This is a genomic window from Pseudoalteromonas simplex (genome assembly GCF_015278155.1).
Lineage (GTDB): Bacteria > Pseudomonadota > Gammaproteobacteria > Enterobacterales > Alteromonadaceae > Pseudoalteromonas > Pseudoalteromonas simplex.
Map to the genome: position 1 here is coordinate 498,800 of NZ_JADILN010000002.1, position 16,344 is coordinate 515,143.

16 protein-coding genes are annotated in these 16,344 nt (G+C 40.9%); 10 read left to right on the forward strand and 6 right to left on the reverse strand.

The window, feature by feature from the left end:
* The first annotated feature begins 91 nt into the window (after window positions 1-91).
* Window positions 92-667: a hypothetical protein gene (locus IRQ78_RS06095; protein ID WP_194441614.1), complete on the forward strand. Its 576-nt coding sequence runs from the start codon at window positions 92-94 to the stop codon at window positions 665-667.
* Window positions 668-806: 139 nt separating this feature from the next.
* Here the strand turns inward: IRQ78_RS06095 and IRQ78_RS06100 are convergent, their stop codons facing one another.
* Window positions 807-1,487 (reverse strand): DUF3334 family protein, encoded by a 681-nt coding sequence (locus tag IRQ78_RS06100; RefSeq protein WP_054551591.1) that lies wholly within the window; start codon window positions 1,485-1,487, stop codon window positions 807-809.
* Between the two features lie 118 nt (window positions 1,488-1,605).
* On the opposite strand from IRQ78_RS06100, the gene cmoA reads away from it, so the two are divergent.
* From cmoA to IRQ78_RS06125, 5 genes are all read left to right on the forward strand, one after another.
* Complete coding sequence (gene cmoA / locus IRQ78_RS06105; protein WP_194441615.1) at window positions 1,606-2,331, forward strand: carboxy-S-adenosyl-L-methionine synthase CmoA; 726 nt, start codon at window positions 1,606-1,608, stop codon at window positions 2,329-2,331.
* A gap of 27 nt (window positions 2,332-2,358) precedes the next feature.
* Complete coding sequence (gene cmoB, locus IRQ78_RS06110; RefSeq protein WP_054551592.1) at window positions 2,359-3,327, forward strand: tRNA 5-methoxyuridine(34)/uridine 5-oxyacetic acid(34) synthase CmoB; 969 nt, start codon at window positions 2,359-2,361, stop codon at window positions 3,325-3,327.
* A gap of 200 nt (window positions 3,328-3,527) precedes the next feature.
* Window positions 3,528-4,580: a phosphoribosylformylglycinamidine cyclo-ligase gene (purM, locus tag IRQ78_RS06115; protein ID WP_054551593.1), complete on the forward strand. Its 1,053-nt coding sequence runs from the start codon at window positions 3,528-3,530 to the stop codon at window positions 4,578-4,580.
* Window positions 4,580-5,227: a phosphoribosylglycinamide formyltransferase gene (gene purN / locus IRQ78_RS06120; RefSeq protein WP_138599716.1), complete on the forward strand. Its 648-nt coding sequence runs from the start codon at window positions 4,580-4,582 to the stop codon at window positions 5,225-5,227. The genes purM and purN overlap by 1 nt, the downstream gene beginning before the upstream one ends.
* Window positions 5,172-5,987, forward strand: coding sequence for a DUF3108 domain-containing protein (locus IRQ78_RS06125; protein ID WP_082389175.1), 816 nt, complete (start codon window positions 5,172-5,174; stop codon window positions 5,985-5,987). The genes purN and IRQ78_RS06125 overlap by 56 nt, the downstream gene beginning before the upstream one ends.
* Before the next feature lie 15 nt (window positions 5,988-6,002).
* On the opposite strand, the gene IRQ78_RS06130 is transcribed toward IRQ78_RS06125, so the two are convergent.
* Entirely contained in the window at window positions 6,003-6,767 is a 765-nt protein-coding gene (locus tag IRQ78_RS06130) for a class II glutamine amidotransferase (RefSeq protein WP_054551596.1), read from the reverse strand.
* A gap of 336 nt (window positions 6,768-7,103) precedes the next feature.
* Between IRQ78_RS06130 and fadE the strand changes: the two genes are divergently transcribed.
* Window positions 7,104-9,560, forward strand: coding sequence for an acyl-CoA dehydrogenase FadE (fadE, locus tag IRQ78_RS06135; protein ID WP_054551597.1), 2,457 nt, complete (start codon window positions 7,104-7,106; stop codon window positions 9,558-9,560).
* On the opposite strand, the gene IRQ78_RS06140 is transcribed toward fadE, so the two are convergent.
* Window positions 9,557-10,651 carry a DUF6136 family protein gene (locus tag IRQ78_RS06140; RefSeq protein ID WP_194441616.1) on the reverse strand — a complete coding sequence of 365 codons (1,095 nt, stop codon included), beginning with the start codon at window positions 10,649-10,651 and terminating at the stop codon, window positions 9,557-9,559. The two genes, fadE and IRQ78_RS06140, sit on opposite strands and share 4 nt — an antisense overlap.
* Window positions 10,648-11,238, reverse strand: coding sequence for an ATP-binding cassette domain-containing protein (locus IRQ78_RS06145; RefSeq protein WP_054551599.1), 591 nt, complete (start codon window positions 11,236-11,238; stop codon window positions 10,648-10,650). The genes IRQ78_RS06140 and IRQ78_RS06145 overlap by 4 nt, the downstream gene beginning before the upstream one ends.
* Before the next feature lie 149 nt (window positions 11,239-11,387).
* Between IRQ78_RS06145 and IRQ78_RS06150 the strand changes: the two genes are divergently transcribed.
* The 3 genes from IRQ78_RS06150 to IRQ78_RS06160 all read left to right on the forward strand — a co-directional run bounded on the left by IRQ78_RS06150 (window position 11,388) and on the right by IRQ78_RS06160 (window position 14,574).
* Window positions 11,388-13,313 carry a S9 family peptidase gene (locus tag IRQ78_RS06150; protein ID WP_194441617.1) on the forward strand — a complete coding sequence of 642 codons (1,926 nt, stop codon included), beginning with the start codon at window positions 11,388-11,390 and terminating at the stop codon, window positions 13,311-13,313.
* Between the two features lie 303 nt (window positions 13,314-13,616).
* A complete protein-coding gene (locus IRQ78_RS06155; RefSeq protein ID WP_054551944.1) occupies window positions 13,617-14,054 on the forward strand; it encodes a SulA-like leucine-rich domain-containing protein in 438 nt (145 codons plus the stop codon).
* A 40-nt stretch (window positions 14,055-14,094) separates the two neighbouring features.
* A complete protein-coding gene (locus IRQ78_RS06160; RefSeq protein ID WP_054551601.1) occupies window positions 14,095-14,574 on the forward strand; it encodes a YchJ family protein in 480 nt (159 codons plus the stop codon).
* Here IRQ78_RS06160 and IRQ78_RS06165 read toward each other — a convergent pair.
* Together IRQ78_RS06165 and IRQ78_RS06170 are read right to left on the reverse strand one after the other, a co-directional pair.
* Window positions 14,571-15,395, reverse strand: a complete 825-nt coding sequence (locus tag IRQ78_RS06165; RefSeq protein WP_194441618.1) for an alpha/beta hydrolase — start codon at window positions 15,393-15,395, stop codon at window positions 14,571-14,573. The two genes, IRQ78_RS06160 and IRQ78_RS06165, sit on opposite strands and share 4 nt — an antisense overlap.
* 2 nt (window positions 15,396-15,397) lie before the next feature.
* Window positions 15,398-16,042 (reverse strand): alpha/beta fold hydrolase, encoded by a 645-nt coding sequence (locus tag IRQ78_RS06170; protein WP_235373737.1) that lies wholly within the window; start codon window positions 16,040-16,042, stop codon window positions 15,398-15,400.
* Between the last annotated feature and the right edge of the window lie 302 nt (window positions 16,043-16,344).

Here is a 16,344-nt window from a genome sequence, read left to right on the forward strand (position 1 = left end):
TAGTGTTATTTTTACCTTGTTAAGCGCTTGATCTACAAGCAACCAACCATCAAAACAACAGCAAAACATTGAAACTGCTTGGCTAAACCCTTTGATATTTGAACAACAAATCAAGACTAATGACTCTTTGGAGGATATCAAATTCAATATTGAGTTTACAGGAACTGACAAAAAGCCATTTTTTGCTAAAGGGTGCTCTTTTGTACTTCAAAGCGGCGATGATATTGTTGTGGACTGGGAGTATGACCGCTGGCAATGGCTTAAAGCCAACTGTGTGGGGGCAAATAGATACTTCAACGCACCAAAAACTGCCTATAGTTTCTGGCCTGAATTATTTGACTACGAAACAATTAAGCACCTTCCTGCTTCGGCGATTCCCAATTTAGGAGGCGAAAGTTTAGAAGGGCGAACTGGTAGTTTATCTTCTTACGATAAAAGCCTTACGTTCGTTGCAGCATCACGTGAAAACAGTATTTCGGTAGAGGTAGATGGTTTAGAGGTGCATTATACTCAAGTTGCACGTGCAGACTTTAATCATGATGGTTACCAAGATATTTTCATCCGTATGGATTGGTTTGTAAAAGATGCGTTTGGGAAAGGAACTGATTGGGTAGTACTAACTAAATTATCCTCAGTTGAAGATCCTATGTTGCTCTGGCGAAATTAGAAAATTAAATATGGATGTGTAATTTAGAATCTATAAACAAATCCACATTGAACTCAACAAACAATTTAAACACAAAAAAAAGCGCGGTCTAACCCGCGCCTCTATTTTTATCTGACGGCTGACAGCTCAAGTCTTTGGGTTACAAACCAAGTTCTGCCATAAAATCATCATCTGCATCGTCTGCTTGTGATGATGCTTTCTGCTTTTCAGCTTTTTGTTTAGCTTCGTTTTCGATGATGTCATCCGGATCAACCGCTTCTGAAATATCAAAGTCATGTAGTTTGATAAATTCAGTTTTATCCATGGCTAATTCTAGATAGAAGATATTTTGCTTTGCTGTGGTGAAGGTCACACGGCGTGCTTGTGGTCTATCCATAGTGGTATCAACAGAGATTTGCACCTGCTTATTAATTGCCATCATCTTAGGTTGGTTTTGCGTGATAGAAGTATGCAGCTGGTCGCGTACTTTTGACGTAAAGTCACCAACGATTTGGTTCATCAGTTCGCCAAGTACGTTTGCCACATCATCTGATAAATGGCTTTGTGCAATTTCTTCTTCTGGCATTCCCATGTTACGCATGTAGTCATGGTAAATTTCCATGGCAGCTTGCGCTGTGAAGTTTGTTACCACAAGACCGGTAAAGCCACCATCGAACAATACAAAACAGCCAATATCTGGGCGCATACAGGTGCGGGTGATTTTTTGAACCATGGCAGAATAACTAATACTGTTACCGCTTGCTGAAGACAGAACTCCAGTCACTGAATGACACAGAGTTGATAAGATATCTTCTGTACTGATCACTTTGCTTTTTGTCATTAAACTTCTCTTTTTTGTACTTGTTATTGATAATTCTAGCCAAGCTACTGAATTTATCACTGACTATCCAGTTAAAAATGCTAAAATAGCGGTATTATTTTTTAAAGAGACTGTTCACGTGACGCAAAAAGACAGTATTTATGCCACTGAGCAAGCGGTTAAAGACTTTAGCTTTGACCAACATGTAGTAGAAGTTTTCCCTGATATGATCCAGCGCTCGGTGCCAGGTTATGCAACTATTGTTAGCACCATAGGCAAGCTGGCTGGCGAGTACGCGCAAAGCAATTCAAACCTATACGACTTAGGCTGTTCTCTTGGCGCTGTAACGTTAAGTATGCGCCGTAATATTCGCACCGATAACTGTAATATTATTGCCGTCGATAACTCAGAAGCGATGGTTGAGCGCTGTAAATTACATTTACAAGGTTTTCGCTCTGACGTGCCGGTCACAGTTACACTAGGTGATATCAACGATTTAGACATCGAGAATGCCTCTGTGGTTGCGATGAATTTTACACTGCAGTTTATTCCACCTGAAAAGCGCCAAGCGGTGCTTGAAAAGATTTACGCAAATTTAAAACCAGGCGGTGTTTTGCTGCTGAGCGAAAAAATTAGAGGTGAAAATGAGCAATGCGATAATTTACTCATTGATTTACACCATAATTTTAAACGTCACAACGGCTATTCGGAGCTTGAGATCAGCCAAAAGCGTACGGCTATCGAAAATGTCATGCGCCCTGATCATTTATCTACCCACTTAAACCGATTAAGTGAAATTGGTTTTAGCCAAACGCAAGTGTGGTATCAATGTTTTAACTTCTGCTCGATGATTGCAATCAAGTAATCATCACAACGATATAAAGAGTATTTCATGTCTCAATGGTTTAACCAATTTTACGCTGCAATTGCACAAAGCCCGCTTAGCCACTGGCTCGAAACTTTGCCTGGTCAATTAAAACACTGGGAACTAGAAGCCAGCCACGGCGATTTACCGAAATGGCAAAAAGTGCTGAAAAACTTACCTGAGGTAAGCACAAACCATGTAAATCTTCAGGATAAAGTACAAATTGGCACCGGTGATGAGCTATCTGAAGGTCAGCAAAAACAGTTAACGCATTTATTAAAGCGCATGATGCCATGGCGTAAAGGCCCCTTTAGCTTACACGGTATCGAGATTGATACTGAGTGGCGCAGTGATTGGAAATGGGATCGTTTACTGCCTCATATCGAACCGTTAAAAGGCCGCACTGTGCTTGATATTGGCTGTGGCTCGGGTTATCACTTGTGGCGCATGCGCGGTGAAGGCGCAAATTTTGTGGTGGGTATCGATCCATCCGATTTATTTTTATGCCAATTCCAAGCGATAAAGCATTACCACCAAGATGAAAACGTGCATTTATTGCCGTTAGGTGTTGAAGCTCTGCCAGAGCTAAAAGCATTCGATACAGTTTTTTCGATGGGTGTTTTATATCATCGTCGTTCGCCTATCGACTTTTTAGCGCAATTAAAAGCGCAGCTTCGCCCAGGGGGTGAGTTAGTCCTTGAAACACTGGTTGTAGAAGGTGATGAGCACACAGTTTTAGTGCCAACTGACCGCTATGCAAAAATGCGTAATGTATGGTTTATCCCAAGCACCGCGGCATTAAAGCTATGGATGGAGCGCGTTGGCTTTAAAGATGTACAAGTTAAAGACTGCGCAATCACAACGCTTGAAGAACAACGTAAAACCCAATGGATGGAAAACGAATCACTGGTCGACTTTTTAGACCCTAATGACACCAGCAAAACCATTGAAGGTTACCCTGCCCCTCTGCGCGCTATTTTAACAGCGAAAGCTTAACAAATAGTTAGAAGTTTCGAGTTTCAAGGTTAAAAGTTCATTTGCTTGATACTTTTGCCTTGTAACTTGAAAACAAAAAACCGGACAACTGTCCTTGTCAAGTCGGTTAAAGTGATTTTTCAACTAGCCGCGCCAGTGCAATTGTTGTAAAATACGCGCGTTTCTAAGCAACCCACATGCAACTTTTTTGAGGAAAACCTGTGAGCGAACAAAAACAGTCTCTTAGCTATAAAGACGCGGGCGTAGATATCGATGCCGGTAATGCACTTGTTGAGCGTATTAAAGGCGTAGTTAAAAAAACCAGACGTCCTGAAGTAATGGGCGGTATCGGTGGTTTTGGCGCACTTTGCGAACTACCAACTGGCTATAAAGAGCCTGTACTGGTTGCTGGCACAGACGGTGTTGGTACAAAACTACGTTTAGCAATCGATCTTAAAAAGCACGACACAGTGGGTATCGACCTTGTTGCTATGTGTGTAAACGACCTTATTGTACAAGGTGCAGAGCCACTATTTTTCCTTGATTACTATGCAACGGGTAAATTAGACGTAGATACTGCGGCTGATGTTGTAACAGGTATTGGTAAAGGCTGTGAGCTTTCTGGCTGTGCATTAATCGGTGGTGAAACTGCTGAAATGCCAGGTATGTACGACGGTGAAGACTACGATATGGCTGGTTTCTGTACTGGTGTTGTAGAAAAATCAAAAATTATCGACGGTACTAAAGTTGCTGCAGGCGATCAATTAATCGCTCTTGCATCAAGTGGTCCTCACTCAAACGGCTTCTCATTAATTCGTAAAGTTCTTGAAGTATCTGGCGCAGACACGAGCGCTGAGCTTGAAGGCAAAACACTTGGCGATCACCTTTTAGAGCCAACTCGTATCTACGTTAAACAACTACTTGAGCTATTCAAGCAGGTTGACGTACATGCGTTATCTCACATCACGGGTGGTGGTTTCTGGGAAAACATCCCGCGCGTACTTCCTGAATCTGCAAAAGCAGTAATCAAAGGTGACAGCTGGGAATGGCCTGTTGTTTTCAACTGGTTACAAGAAAACGGCAACATCACAACACACGAAATGTACCGTACATTCAACTGTGGTGTAGGCATGGTTTTAGTTGTTCCAGCTGACAAACTTGAGCAAAGCTTAACAATCCTTAAAGATCTTGGCGAAAATGCATGGCATATCGGTGAGATCCAAGATGCGAAAGCAGGCGAAGAGCAAGTAGAAATTTTAGGTGGTCGTGACTAATGACCCCTTGTCGTCTTGTTGTATTAATTTCTGGTAGCGGTTCAAACCTTCAAGCCATCATTGACGCGTGTGCGCGTGGTGAGATAAAGGCCGAAATCGCCGCTGTAATTAGTAATAAAGCCGACGCCTATGGCCTTGAGCGAGCAAAAAATGCAGGTATACAAACATGTGTACTAAGCCATAAAGATTTTGACTCGCGCGAGGCCTATGATGCTGAGTTAATGGACATTATTGACAATTTTGAACCAAATCTAGTTGTATTAGCTGGTTTTATGCGTATTCTTACACCTAGCTTAGTGCAAAAGTTTAAGGGAAAAATGTTGAACATTCACCCTTCTTTGTTGCCTAAGTACCAAGGGCTGAATACCCACCAGCGAGCGATAGATGCAAAAGATGAGGTTCATGGTGTTAGTGTTCACTTTGTCACAGAAGAGCTAGACGGCGGTCCCGTTGTTCTTCAAGCCAAAGTGCCGGTACTCGAAAACGATACCGCAGAGACACTCGCACAACGTGTTCATCAGCAAGAACATATAATCTATCCGTTGGTGGTCAAGTGGTTCAGTGAACAACGACTCAAGATGGAAGCAGATTATGCAGTTTTTGACGAAAAGAAACTTCCTGCACACGGCGCGCACTACCCAGAATAAAAATCTAAGTGCCCTACTCGCTTGTGTGGGCACTTTATTACTTCCTACCAGTGTATTAGCTGGCGACCTCACTCAATACGAAGCCAAATACGATGTACTTCGTAAAGGCGAAACCCATGGTAAAGCAGTACGCGAGCTGAAAAAAGCCGCAGACGGTAACTACGTGATCACTTATCACAGTGAAATCGAATGGATGATTTTTTCAGACTCACGAAAAGAAACATCCATGTTTACTTATCATGATCAGAAAATTTCTCCGCTAAGTTACACTATGGAGCGTTCGGGCACCGGGCCTGATAAAGAGTACAGCTTAAAATTTGATGCTACGCAAAAGCAAGTTCAAAGCAGCCAAAGTAAATACCCTCTTAAAATTGATTGGTCAGATGATTTTCAAGATTCACTGTCTTATCAAGTGCAAGTACGCGAAGAGCTAAAACAAGGTAAAACGCAATTATCGTATCCACTGATTGATAAAAAAGGCAACCTTCGTAATTATGACTTTGAAGTTGTCGGCACAGAAATGATTTCGCTACCTATTGGTAATGTAGAAGCGATTAAAGTAAAACGATTATACGATAACGATAAGCGTCAAGCGCTTGCTTGGTTTGCCCCAGAAATGGACTACATGCTAGTTCGTATGTGGAAAGGTGAAAAAGGCGTAGAGCAATTTGAAGTGCAGCTTAATTCATTCACCGTGACCACACCTGTTAGTGTTCCAAATGAAGTGCAACAAGAAGTGAGTAATGAAGCGCCTGAGTAGCGCTTCATCTTTTATTTAAATCTTTTCGCCCATTTTAAACAGTGCAAACTCACCTGGCTCCATTTTCTGCCAGCGTTCATCATTGGTGAGCGGCCTTGTTGCAATCACAGTAACCACATCGTTCGGTGTGGTTTCTTTTTGAAAATCAATCACCATGTCTGCATCAATTAATGTCGCTTTACCAAACGGTGCACGGCGTGTGATCCAATGTAGGTTATTGGTGCAATAAGCTAAAACATAAACACCATCGGTAAGTAGCATATTAAATACGCCTTTCTCACGCAGCGTATGAGCAAGCTTTGCAGCATAACGAAATACAGACGCCATATTTGATGGGCGTTTAGGGTATTTTTCGCGAATTTTATCGAGCAGCCAGCAAAACGCCAGTTCACTGTCTGTATTCCCCACAGGTCGATAGTAATCTGGTTTTAAATCATGATAATTCGATAATTGCCCGTTGTGAGCATACGTAATTTCACGGCCCCATAACTCACGGGTAAATGGGTGGGTATTTTCAAGGCACACTCGACCACGATTACCTTGGCGAATATGGCTTATCACCGAAATACTTTTTATTGGGTAAGCTTTGACGAGTTTGGCAATTTCTGATTGGCAACTTGGCTCAGGATCTTTAAATGTACGACAGCCTTTGCCTTCGTAAAAAGTGATGCCCCAGCCATCTTTATGCGGGCCAGTATTACCACCGCGTTCTAATAATCCTGAAAAACTGAAACAAATATCCGTTGGTACATTGGCCGACATGCCAAGCAACTCACACATAGAACTCTTAACCTATAAAACTAATCGAAGGAAGGCATGATGGGCTGATCCCTGCCTGCGCTCATTGTTAAACATAGCGTTAAAGATGGCAACTGCTATGCTGAGATTTTCAGAACTATCTGAGCAATTCACAACTAATCGTAAGTATAACGGCGCTGATTATAAGTAATTACTCAACAATTCCTCATCTGCTGTAAATGTTTTTGCACTGATAGCCATTTTTAAAATAATAAAACTCACCAAACAAGCCGTTTTAATCCTTGTTCCCCTCTTGATAATTCGCTTTTCTAGCGCTACTCTAAAAGAGGTGGTCTGACCTCTATTAAGGAATAATCAATGACTCTCATATTTTTACTTGGTTTACTCGTGCTGCTTAGTATTGCGAGTTACCACAGAGCAAGCTGGAATACCTGCTTAGGTATTGCCGTTGCGACTTTACTTGTTGGCACATTTGCTGGCGCGTTTGGCGCAATTAGTTGGCTACTATTCTTACTTATCGCTGTGCCACTTTCTGTGACTGGCGTTCGTCAACAATACATCATCAAACCTATCTTCGCTGCTTTCAAAAAAGTAACCCCGACGATGTCGGATACTGAAAAATCAGCAATCGATGCCGGTACGACGTGGTGGGAAGCGGATCTATTTTGTGGTCGTCCTGACTGGAACAAATTACACCAATACCCAGCACCTAAACTGACTATCGAAGAGCAAGCGTTTATTGATGGTCCAGTTGAAGAAGTGTGTAGCATGCTAGATGACTGGCACGCCACTCACGAACTAACTGATTTACCGCAAGATGTTTGGCAATATCTAAAAGATAATAAATTCTTTGCCATGATCATCAAAAAAGAATTCGGCGGTTTAGAGTTTTCTGCTTATGCACAATCATGTGTTCTGCAAAAGCTAACCAGTAAATCGACGCTACTTTCTTCTATTGTAGGTGTACCTAACTCATTAGGGCCGGGCGAGTTACTTCAGCACTATGGTACAAAAGAGCAAAAAGATCATTACTTACCACGCTTAGCAAGTGGTCAAGAGATCCCATGTTTTGCTTTAACATCACCAGAAGCCGGTTCTGACGCAAGTGCAATTCCTGATTACGGTGTTGTTTGTAAAGGTCAATGGAACGGCGAAGAAGTTGTTGGTATTAGCCTGACATGGAACAAGCGTTACATTACTCTTGCTCCTGTTGCGACTGTACTTGGTCTTGCATTTAAACTACAAGATCCAGACGGTTTACTAGGTGATGACAAAGAACCTGGTATTACCTGTGCGCTGATCCCTACAGATACTCCAGGGGTCGAAATTGGCCGTCGTCACTTCCCGCTAAACGTACCATTCCAAAATGGTCCTACTCGCGGTAAAGACATCTTCGTACCACTTGATTACATCATTGGTGGCCCGAAAATGGCTGGTCAAGGCTGGCGTATGCTTGTTGAATGTTTATCTGTTGGTCGTGCAATTACATTGCCGTCTAACTCAACAGGTGGCATTAAAACAATTGCGCTTGCAACAGGCTCTTACAGCCGTATTCGCCGTCAATTCCGTTTACCAATTGGTCAAATGGAAGGTGTTGAAGAATCAATGGCAAAACTTGCAGGTTACGCATATAGCTCTGATGCTGCAGTGAGCATGTCTACAGGGGCTGTTGACCTTGGTGAAAAACCATCGGTTGTATCTGCGATTATCAAATACCACTTAACTGAGCAAATGCGTGAAGCGACTATTCACGGCATGGATGTTCATGGTGGTAAAGGCATCATGCTTGGTCCAAACAACTACTTAGGTCGCGGTTACCAAGGTGCGCCAATTGCAATTACCGTTGAAGGTGCAAATATCTTAACACGTAACATGATCATTTATGGTCAAGGTGCAATTCGTTGTCATCCATTCGTGTTAACTGAGCTAGGTGCTTGTGCAATTGAAGACCGCGAAGAAGCGCTTGCTGTATTCGATAAAGCATTAATGGGTCACGTTGGCTTTACTATTTCGAACCTTGTTCGTACTAAGTGGTTAGCATTAACAAATGCTCGCTTCACAAGTACACCATACAAAGACGAAACAGCCGAGTTTTATCGTGTTGCGTCACGTTTCAGTGCATCATTAGCATTAATGTCAGATATCAGCATGGCAGTATTTGGTGGTTCATTAAAACGTAAAGAGCGTATCTCTGCACGTTTAGGTGACTTACTAAGCTACTTATACCTTGTATCTGCAACACTTAAACGTTACAACGACGAAGGCCGTAAAAAAGAAGATTTTGCGCTTGTTCAATGGAGCTGCCAAGATCACCTTTACCACTGCCAACGTGCACTCGCTGACTTAATCAATAACATGCCATCTGCACCACTACGTGCGATGCTAAAAATCATGTTATTCCCATTCGGTCGTCCAGTACGTAAGCCTACTGATAAGCTTGAGCACAAACTTGCTCACTTATTACAAGTACCAAGCGAAACTCGTAACCGTTTAGCTAACTACATTTATCTTAAAAACGAGCCACTTAACCTTGTTGGTCGTCAAGAGCAAACGCTTAAAGACATCCTTGAAGTTGAGCCTCTGTTTGACAAGGTATGCCGTGAAAAAGGCGTAAAACTGCCTTTCTTCCAGCTTGATAAAGTAGCGCAAATGGGCCTAGAAGCAGGCATTTTAAGCCAAGCTGAAGCCGACAAACTAGCTGCTGTTGAAAAAGCCCGTCTTGACGTTATTAACGTTGACGACTTTGACCCAGCAGACTTAGTTGCAGGTAATGTTGCCCGCGGCGAGAGCGATAAAAAAGCAGACGCCGCTTAAGCTAGCAAAACAATTCCAATTGTTATGAAAAACCAAACCAGCGCAAATTGCGCTGGTTTTTTTTGCGCTAAATATTGCTGCAATACACACCACACTGCCCCAATAGGGATGTAAATCAAGTTAGTGCCAAGCATGCTTATAACGACAATGAAAGCCACAGAAAAAAATATAAAGCTCGGTAAAAACTGGCTTAGATAAAACGGCTTATCTTGGTTATTGCTTTGAAAGAACAGCCGATATTTTTTAAAAACAGCCAAGCAATCGAACTGCAGCGAGCTTGTTAGCAACACGCATACTGAAAAAGCCAAAGCCAGTACCAAGTCGCTAAAGTCATTACGCACTGCAATTAGCTGTAATAAAGCGAGCAAGCATGCTAGCAAGACTGAACCACGCCATATTAAGCTCCAGCTATGCTGTATAAAGTAACTAAGCCAAAACAAAGCAAGCGAGTGTACTTTTAACTTATGACTTATTCTTACAGGTGGGAGTAAAATCGAACAGCCGAAAATTGCAATAAAACTTAGATAGTATTGCAGTGAAGTTAAACTAGCAGGCAGTAATACCAAGATAGAACTGAGTAATAAACTATAAAAAAGTGCACGTGGCCTATAAAGAACAAATACTCCACATAGCCACTGCAACAGCATAAACAGTATAAAATGAGGCACTTGTAGCCATTGCTTTAACGATAGGTCGACTGCTATTAGTAAACTGGCAATAAGCCAAGCATTACTTAACAGTAGTAACTTGCAGTCAACACATACTCGCCAAGAGGATTTATATAGACTTCGCTGAAATGCCCTATTTTGCTCATTTTTAATGGCTGGTGCCATGGCCCATAACATTACTGATTCAAGTAAAAGATAAATCACTGCTAATTTTGCACCGTAACCAGGTGCTGCATGGCTATCGACTATTTTACCAAGTCCTAAAAACAACAATAAAACCATACCAAGAAAAGCTGGGCCCAGTACCAGTGCAAACAACAAGCTAAAATTCTTTAACTGAGACAGCATGCTCTTGAGGGTGGTCGTATATGCTAAGTATCGAAAAGAAAGGAATGAGAAGTAACTTGCAAAGGAATTTATCATAGTGATGTGCACTCAAAACCGTGCTGTATAAACACCTCTGGTTCGTGGCTTGTAATGATAATTTGCCCATTAGGTTTATTATCAAGGTAGTCATCAAGTAAGGTCAGCAAAAATTTTATACTTGTTTGATCAAGTGCAGCACTCGGTTCATCTAATAGCAAAAATGGAGCTTGCTTTAAAAAAGCAGTTATAAGCTGACACTTCTTTTGATTGCCACTCGACAAAGCACTAAAGCGAGTATTGAGGTGCTCTTTAAAGTTAAATCCAGTAATGAGTTGCTCAGGCATATCTTTCTTTAACGCCTTGCAACTAAGTTCAATAACTTGTCGCGCAGTTAAAAAATCTGGCAGAGCAATACGGTCGCTAGCAATTGAAACAATGTTTTGCGGCGATTTTAATGCTTGATTATTATATAAAACCTGCCCTGATTGCGGCTTTTCAAGGCCAGCTAGCATCATCAATAATGTTGTTTTTCCTCTGCCATTGGCTGCCTGTAAACAAACTCGTTTACCTTGAAATTGCTTATTATAGTTTTCAAAAACGTGGGCTGAAGCAAAGCGCTTATTGAGGTTGTTAATTTCAATCATGTTTATTCCTTTAATAGTGAAAAAATAGTAACACACTCATATCTCTTATTAGTTACATGATTTGTAACAAATATCGAACGGGTAAAACTTGCGTTTAGATTATGAACAGGCAACACTTTAAAACGAAAAATTAACAAGGAATAATTACAATGAAACCGAGTTTTCAACTAGCAGCTGTTGCATGCGCACTTAGCCTTGCACTTGCAGGATGTTCACAATCAACCCCATCAACTAGCAGCACCGAAAGCGTGCAACAAAGCCAAACTGTTAAACAGTATGACGCTGAAACCTTTTTTGATACAACCTCAATCATGGGCAGCAGCTTTTCACCAAAAGGCGACAAAATACTCGTTAGCAGTGACGAAAGCGGTATTTATAGCCTATACGAAGTAGATATAAAAACCGCCAAAAAAACCCGCTTAACAGATTTTGAAGACAGTACGTATGCTGTGGCTTATTTCCCTAAAGATGAGCGCGTACTATTTACTAAAGACTCTGGCGGTAATGAGCGTTATCACATCTATGTTCGCGAAACAGACGGCACAGTTAAAGATCTTACGCCAGGTGAAGAAACCCGTGCAGGATTTGCAGGCTTCACAGAAGACGGTAAACACTTTTTTATAACCAGCAATCAGCGTGATGCTAAGTTTATGGACCTATATCGTGTTGATGCTAATAGCTATGAAGTAACGCCTGTTTATCAAAATACCATGGGGCTAGATGTCGGTGCGATCAGCCCTGACGGCCGCTTTATTGCTTTATCGAAAAACAATTCGAACAAAGACAGCGATGTATTTATTCTCGATACGCGTAAAAAAACACTGAAACCAGAGCTCATTACCCGTCATGACGACGACGCTAAATATGGCCCAGAAACCTTCTCAAGAGACAGTAAATCATTATATTACTCAACCGACGCCAAAGGTGAGTTTGCAGAGGTGTGGCGCTATGACTTAACGACCGGCGAGCACAGCCCTGCCCTCAAAGATGAGTGGGATGTGAGTTTTATCTACTTCTCTAAATCTGGTCGTTATCAAGTAAGCGGTGTTAATGCTGACGCAAGCACTAAAGTGTCGATAATTGATACCACCACAGGTAAAGGTATTGCCATGCCATCGCTGCCAGCTGGTAACTTACGTGGTGTGAACTTTTCAGCTGATGAAAAGACCATGGCGTTTTATTTAAATTCAGATACCTCACCAAGTAACCTATTTGTTTGGCAACTCGGAGAATCAAAAGCTAAACAGTTAACCAACACATTAAGTGATGCAATTAATCAAAATGACTTGGTTGAAAGCACAATTGTGCGCTTTAAAAGCTTTGATGGTTTAGAAATCCCCGGGGTTTTATATAAGCCTAAGCAAGCTAACAGCAACAACAAAGTACCAGCTTTAGTTTGGGTGCACGGCGGTCCTGGCGGCCAAAGTCGTACAGGCTATAGTGCAATGCAGCAGCATTTAGTCAATCATGGTTATGCCATTTTTGCAGTTAATAACCGTGGCAGCTCAGGCTATGGTAAAACCTTCTTCCATTTAGATGATAAAAAGCATGGCACTGACGATTTACAAGATATTGTTTACGGTAAAAAACACCTGCAAAGCCTAGATTGGGTTGATGCTGATAAAATTGGCATCATGGGGGGCAGCTATGGTGGCTTTATGACCGCCGCAGCTCTTGCCTTTGAACCTGAAGAGTTCAAAGTAGGCATTAATATATTTGGTGTAACAAACTGGGTTAGAACCTTAAACTCGATTCCACCATGGTGGGAAAGCTTTAAAAAGGCGCTGTATGATGAAATGGGCGACCCAGCGACAGACGGTGAACGTCACCGTGCCATTTCGCCACTATTTCATGCTAAAAACATCACCAAGCCATTAATGGTGATCCAAGGTGCTAACGACCCTCGAGTTTTACAAGTTGAAAGCGATGAACTTGTTGCCGCTGTAAAGGCAAATGGTGTGCCTGTCGAATATGTATTATTTGATGATGAAGGCCATGGTTTTACTAAAAAAGAAAACCGCATAAAAGCCTCAAATGCATACCTTGAGTTTTTAAATACCTACTTAGATAAATAGCAAAATTGCAAAGATAAAGAGCCGGTATGATGCCGGCTTTTTTTATGCAAAACACCTGTATAGATTCAAAATTTTACAGTTTACACAGTACTGTATAAAATACTGTATATCTTTACTGGTAAATTTTTCACCTTTTCCAATCATCAAAATAAAACCGTAAAGCACTGTTTAATAACAATTAAATTATTTTGACTAAAATTAAACTGAATCATTGGTTAAAAAATAGCAAAAAAGTACTTGCGCAAAAACACTGTATAAACTACTGTATACACATACTGTATAAACAACCAGTGAGTGAAAGTTATGTTACAGCCAATTACCTTAAGAACAGTTAAAAGCTACCAACAAGATAACGACAAAGCGTCTGTTAATTTAATTCAAATTGAAGACGAAATTTCAGCAACTTTTGAGCTGTTAAAAGTATTGCATCATTACAATAGCCAAAATGCATGGACACTATTAATTGCTCCTGATCATGTTCCTAGTAAAGCCTTACTAGATTCATGTTCGATTGATACCAGCAAACTTCTTGTGATCAGACAAAAACATTTAGTTAATCTTGAGTATGTTCTTAGTTCAGCATTACATAACGGTAATTTTGCTGCTGTGATCACATGGACAGATATTGTAAACAATCATCAACTTGATTCGATGAACTTAAACCTTGAGCAGGCATCTGCTAAATTTTATTGTTTTACAAAAAGCGCTCAATTAAACAATTTAGTACCGCAGCCACAATAGGCTTGTTAAAATAACAATTTATAGTTTTAGGTAAGTTGTTATGACATCACTCACACACTCCCTTTGTCCTTGTGGCAGCGAATCGACTTACGAGCTTTGCTGCCAGCCTTTTCATACAGGTGCAAGCCAAGCTGATACGCCAGAGCAACTTATGCGTTCTCGTTTTAGTGCTTACGCACTAAAAGATGCAAAATATGTATTTAGTACCTATGCACAAAGCCAGCAAGCCGCTAACCCTGTTCGCGAAATTAAAGATTTTGCTAATAGCTGCCGTTTTACCAAGCTAAGTGTTTTAGATACTGAACATAACGAGCAAGAAGGTTTTGTAGAATTTAAAGCTAATTACTTTTATCAAAACTTGTATTGTGAGTTACACGAGAAGTCGCGTTTTATTAAAGAAGATGGCCTATGGCGTTACCTAGACGGTGATATAACGCCAGTTGCAGATATTAAAATAGGCCGTAACGACGAGTGCCCTTGTGGGAGCGGCAAAAAATATAAAAAGTGTCACGCTCTTTAGTTACCATTAACCTGGTAAATCCAGTCTAAGGCTTGGGTAATCGTTGTTGGGAATGCGGTTGCATGGCGTGCCTGAGGAATAACAAATAAATTTGTTATAACCAGCGCGCCGCTTTGTTTATTAATTTTAGCTGCTAATTGCCTTGCGCCCGACACCATTTTTTCACCTTCGCTTTCTTCAAGTTCACCCACTGCGATGTAAACTTTTGTTGTGTTGGCAGCTGGTTTTACAGCCATAGCTAATATTGAGTTTTCTTTAAACCACACTGAAGGACTGCCGATAATATAATTTGAAAAAAGCGAAGGCTCAGTGAATAAGGTATAAGCCGCAAATAAACCGCCAAGTGAGTTACCGACTAACGTACTTTTTTGGGTTGTTCTGTAGTGAGCCTCAATATGAGGCAATACAGTATGTTTTAGGTAGTTTAGATACTGACTTGCTCCGCCTGTTTTACGCTGCCAATTTTTATCTTCAAATGGCGTATAGTCATAAATACGGCTATTGAGCCCAGATACACCTTTTTGATATCCAACTGCAACGATAATTACCTCCTCTATAGCCACCGAATTCATCATAAAGCGACTAGCACCAGAGGCAATTGGCAAACTGTAGTTTGCATCTAACAGGTAAACAACTGGGTGGCGCTTCTGGTTCTGCTTTTGGTAGCTGCGTGGCAATTTAATCGTAATGGGGTATTCGTTTTTGGTATGTTTATCTTTAAGTAACACAGTATTAGTACGTGGCAAAGTAAACGGCTCAGCATTGCTTACAGAGCTCACACTCAAAAAACTGATCACAATAACTAACAGTAAATAAGGCATAGTTAATCCTTTAGCCACTTCTTAATTGGTAACAGCCACTCATCTTTTGGTTTATAAAATGCGCCATGGGAGAGCCCTGTATTAATGCTTATTTCTTCGAACTTGGTTACGTCACTTCTATCAATTAAAAATTGGCAAGAGCCAACCTGATCTGAGCGCTCAAAGATAGAATACACTTTGCCATAAGCCTTAACTGATGTGTGATTTTTTATAAGGCCTGCACAACCTGCCAATATAATTAAGTTAATATGTGTACGTTTAAGTTCATTAGCCGCCAGGATCGACAATGCCCCGCCCCGTGAAAAACCAACCAAACTAATGTTCGACTCAGCAACACCGACACTGATCAATGCTTCAACATCTGCAGCGAGTTTTTTCGCAAACGTAAATGGCTCAGTACCTTTTGGCCTGTGATAGGCAATTAAATGATAGCTTTCATCTGCCAGTGCTTCTTTTACAGCCACAAAATCATAAACCCCAAAGGTTTTGTGAACAGGCTTAGGGTTTGTCCCTTCAACGATAAAACCATGTGAATAAAAAACGTAGTGACCATGCGGGTCAATCTCTGTAGGAAACTGGCTGTAAATAGTGCCAGCGCAAACAGGCAAAACCCAGCATGCACAGAGTAAAATTACGGTACGTATCACAAGCATTCCTTTAAAAATCACGTTACACCTAATAGAAGATAATAACACCTAAAAAATAATATCTTAGCAAACAACTAAACCCTACTCTCAGTAATTTTAATTAAATATCAAATTACTAATCGCAAGCTGTATCACGATTTAAACTGCAAATTTCAACTTGAGGTAAATTCATGGAATTTCATAGTTAAACTACAAAAAACCTTATGACAACGCTGTCAATTATTTATAAAAAGGCGTATTGTAAAAAAGCAGTTAAAATAACCACATATTTTAGACGTCTAGACGTTGAAAAAATAAATTCT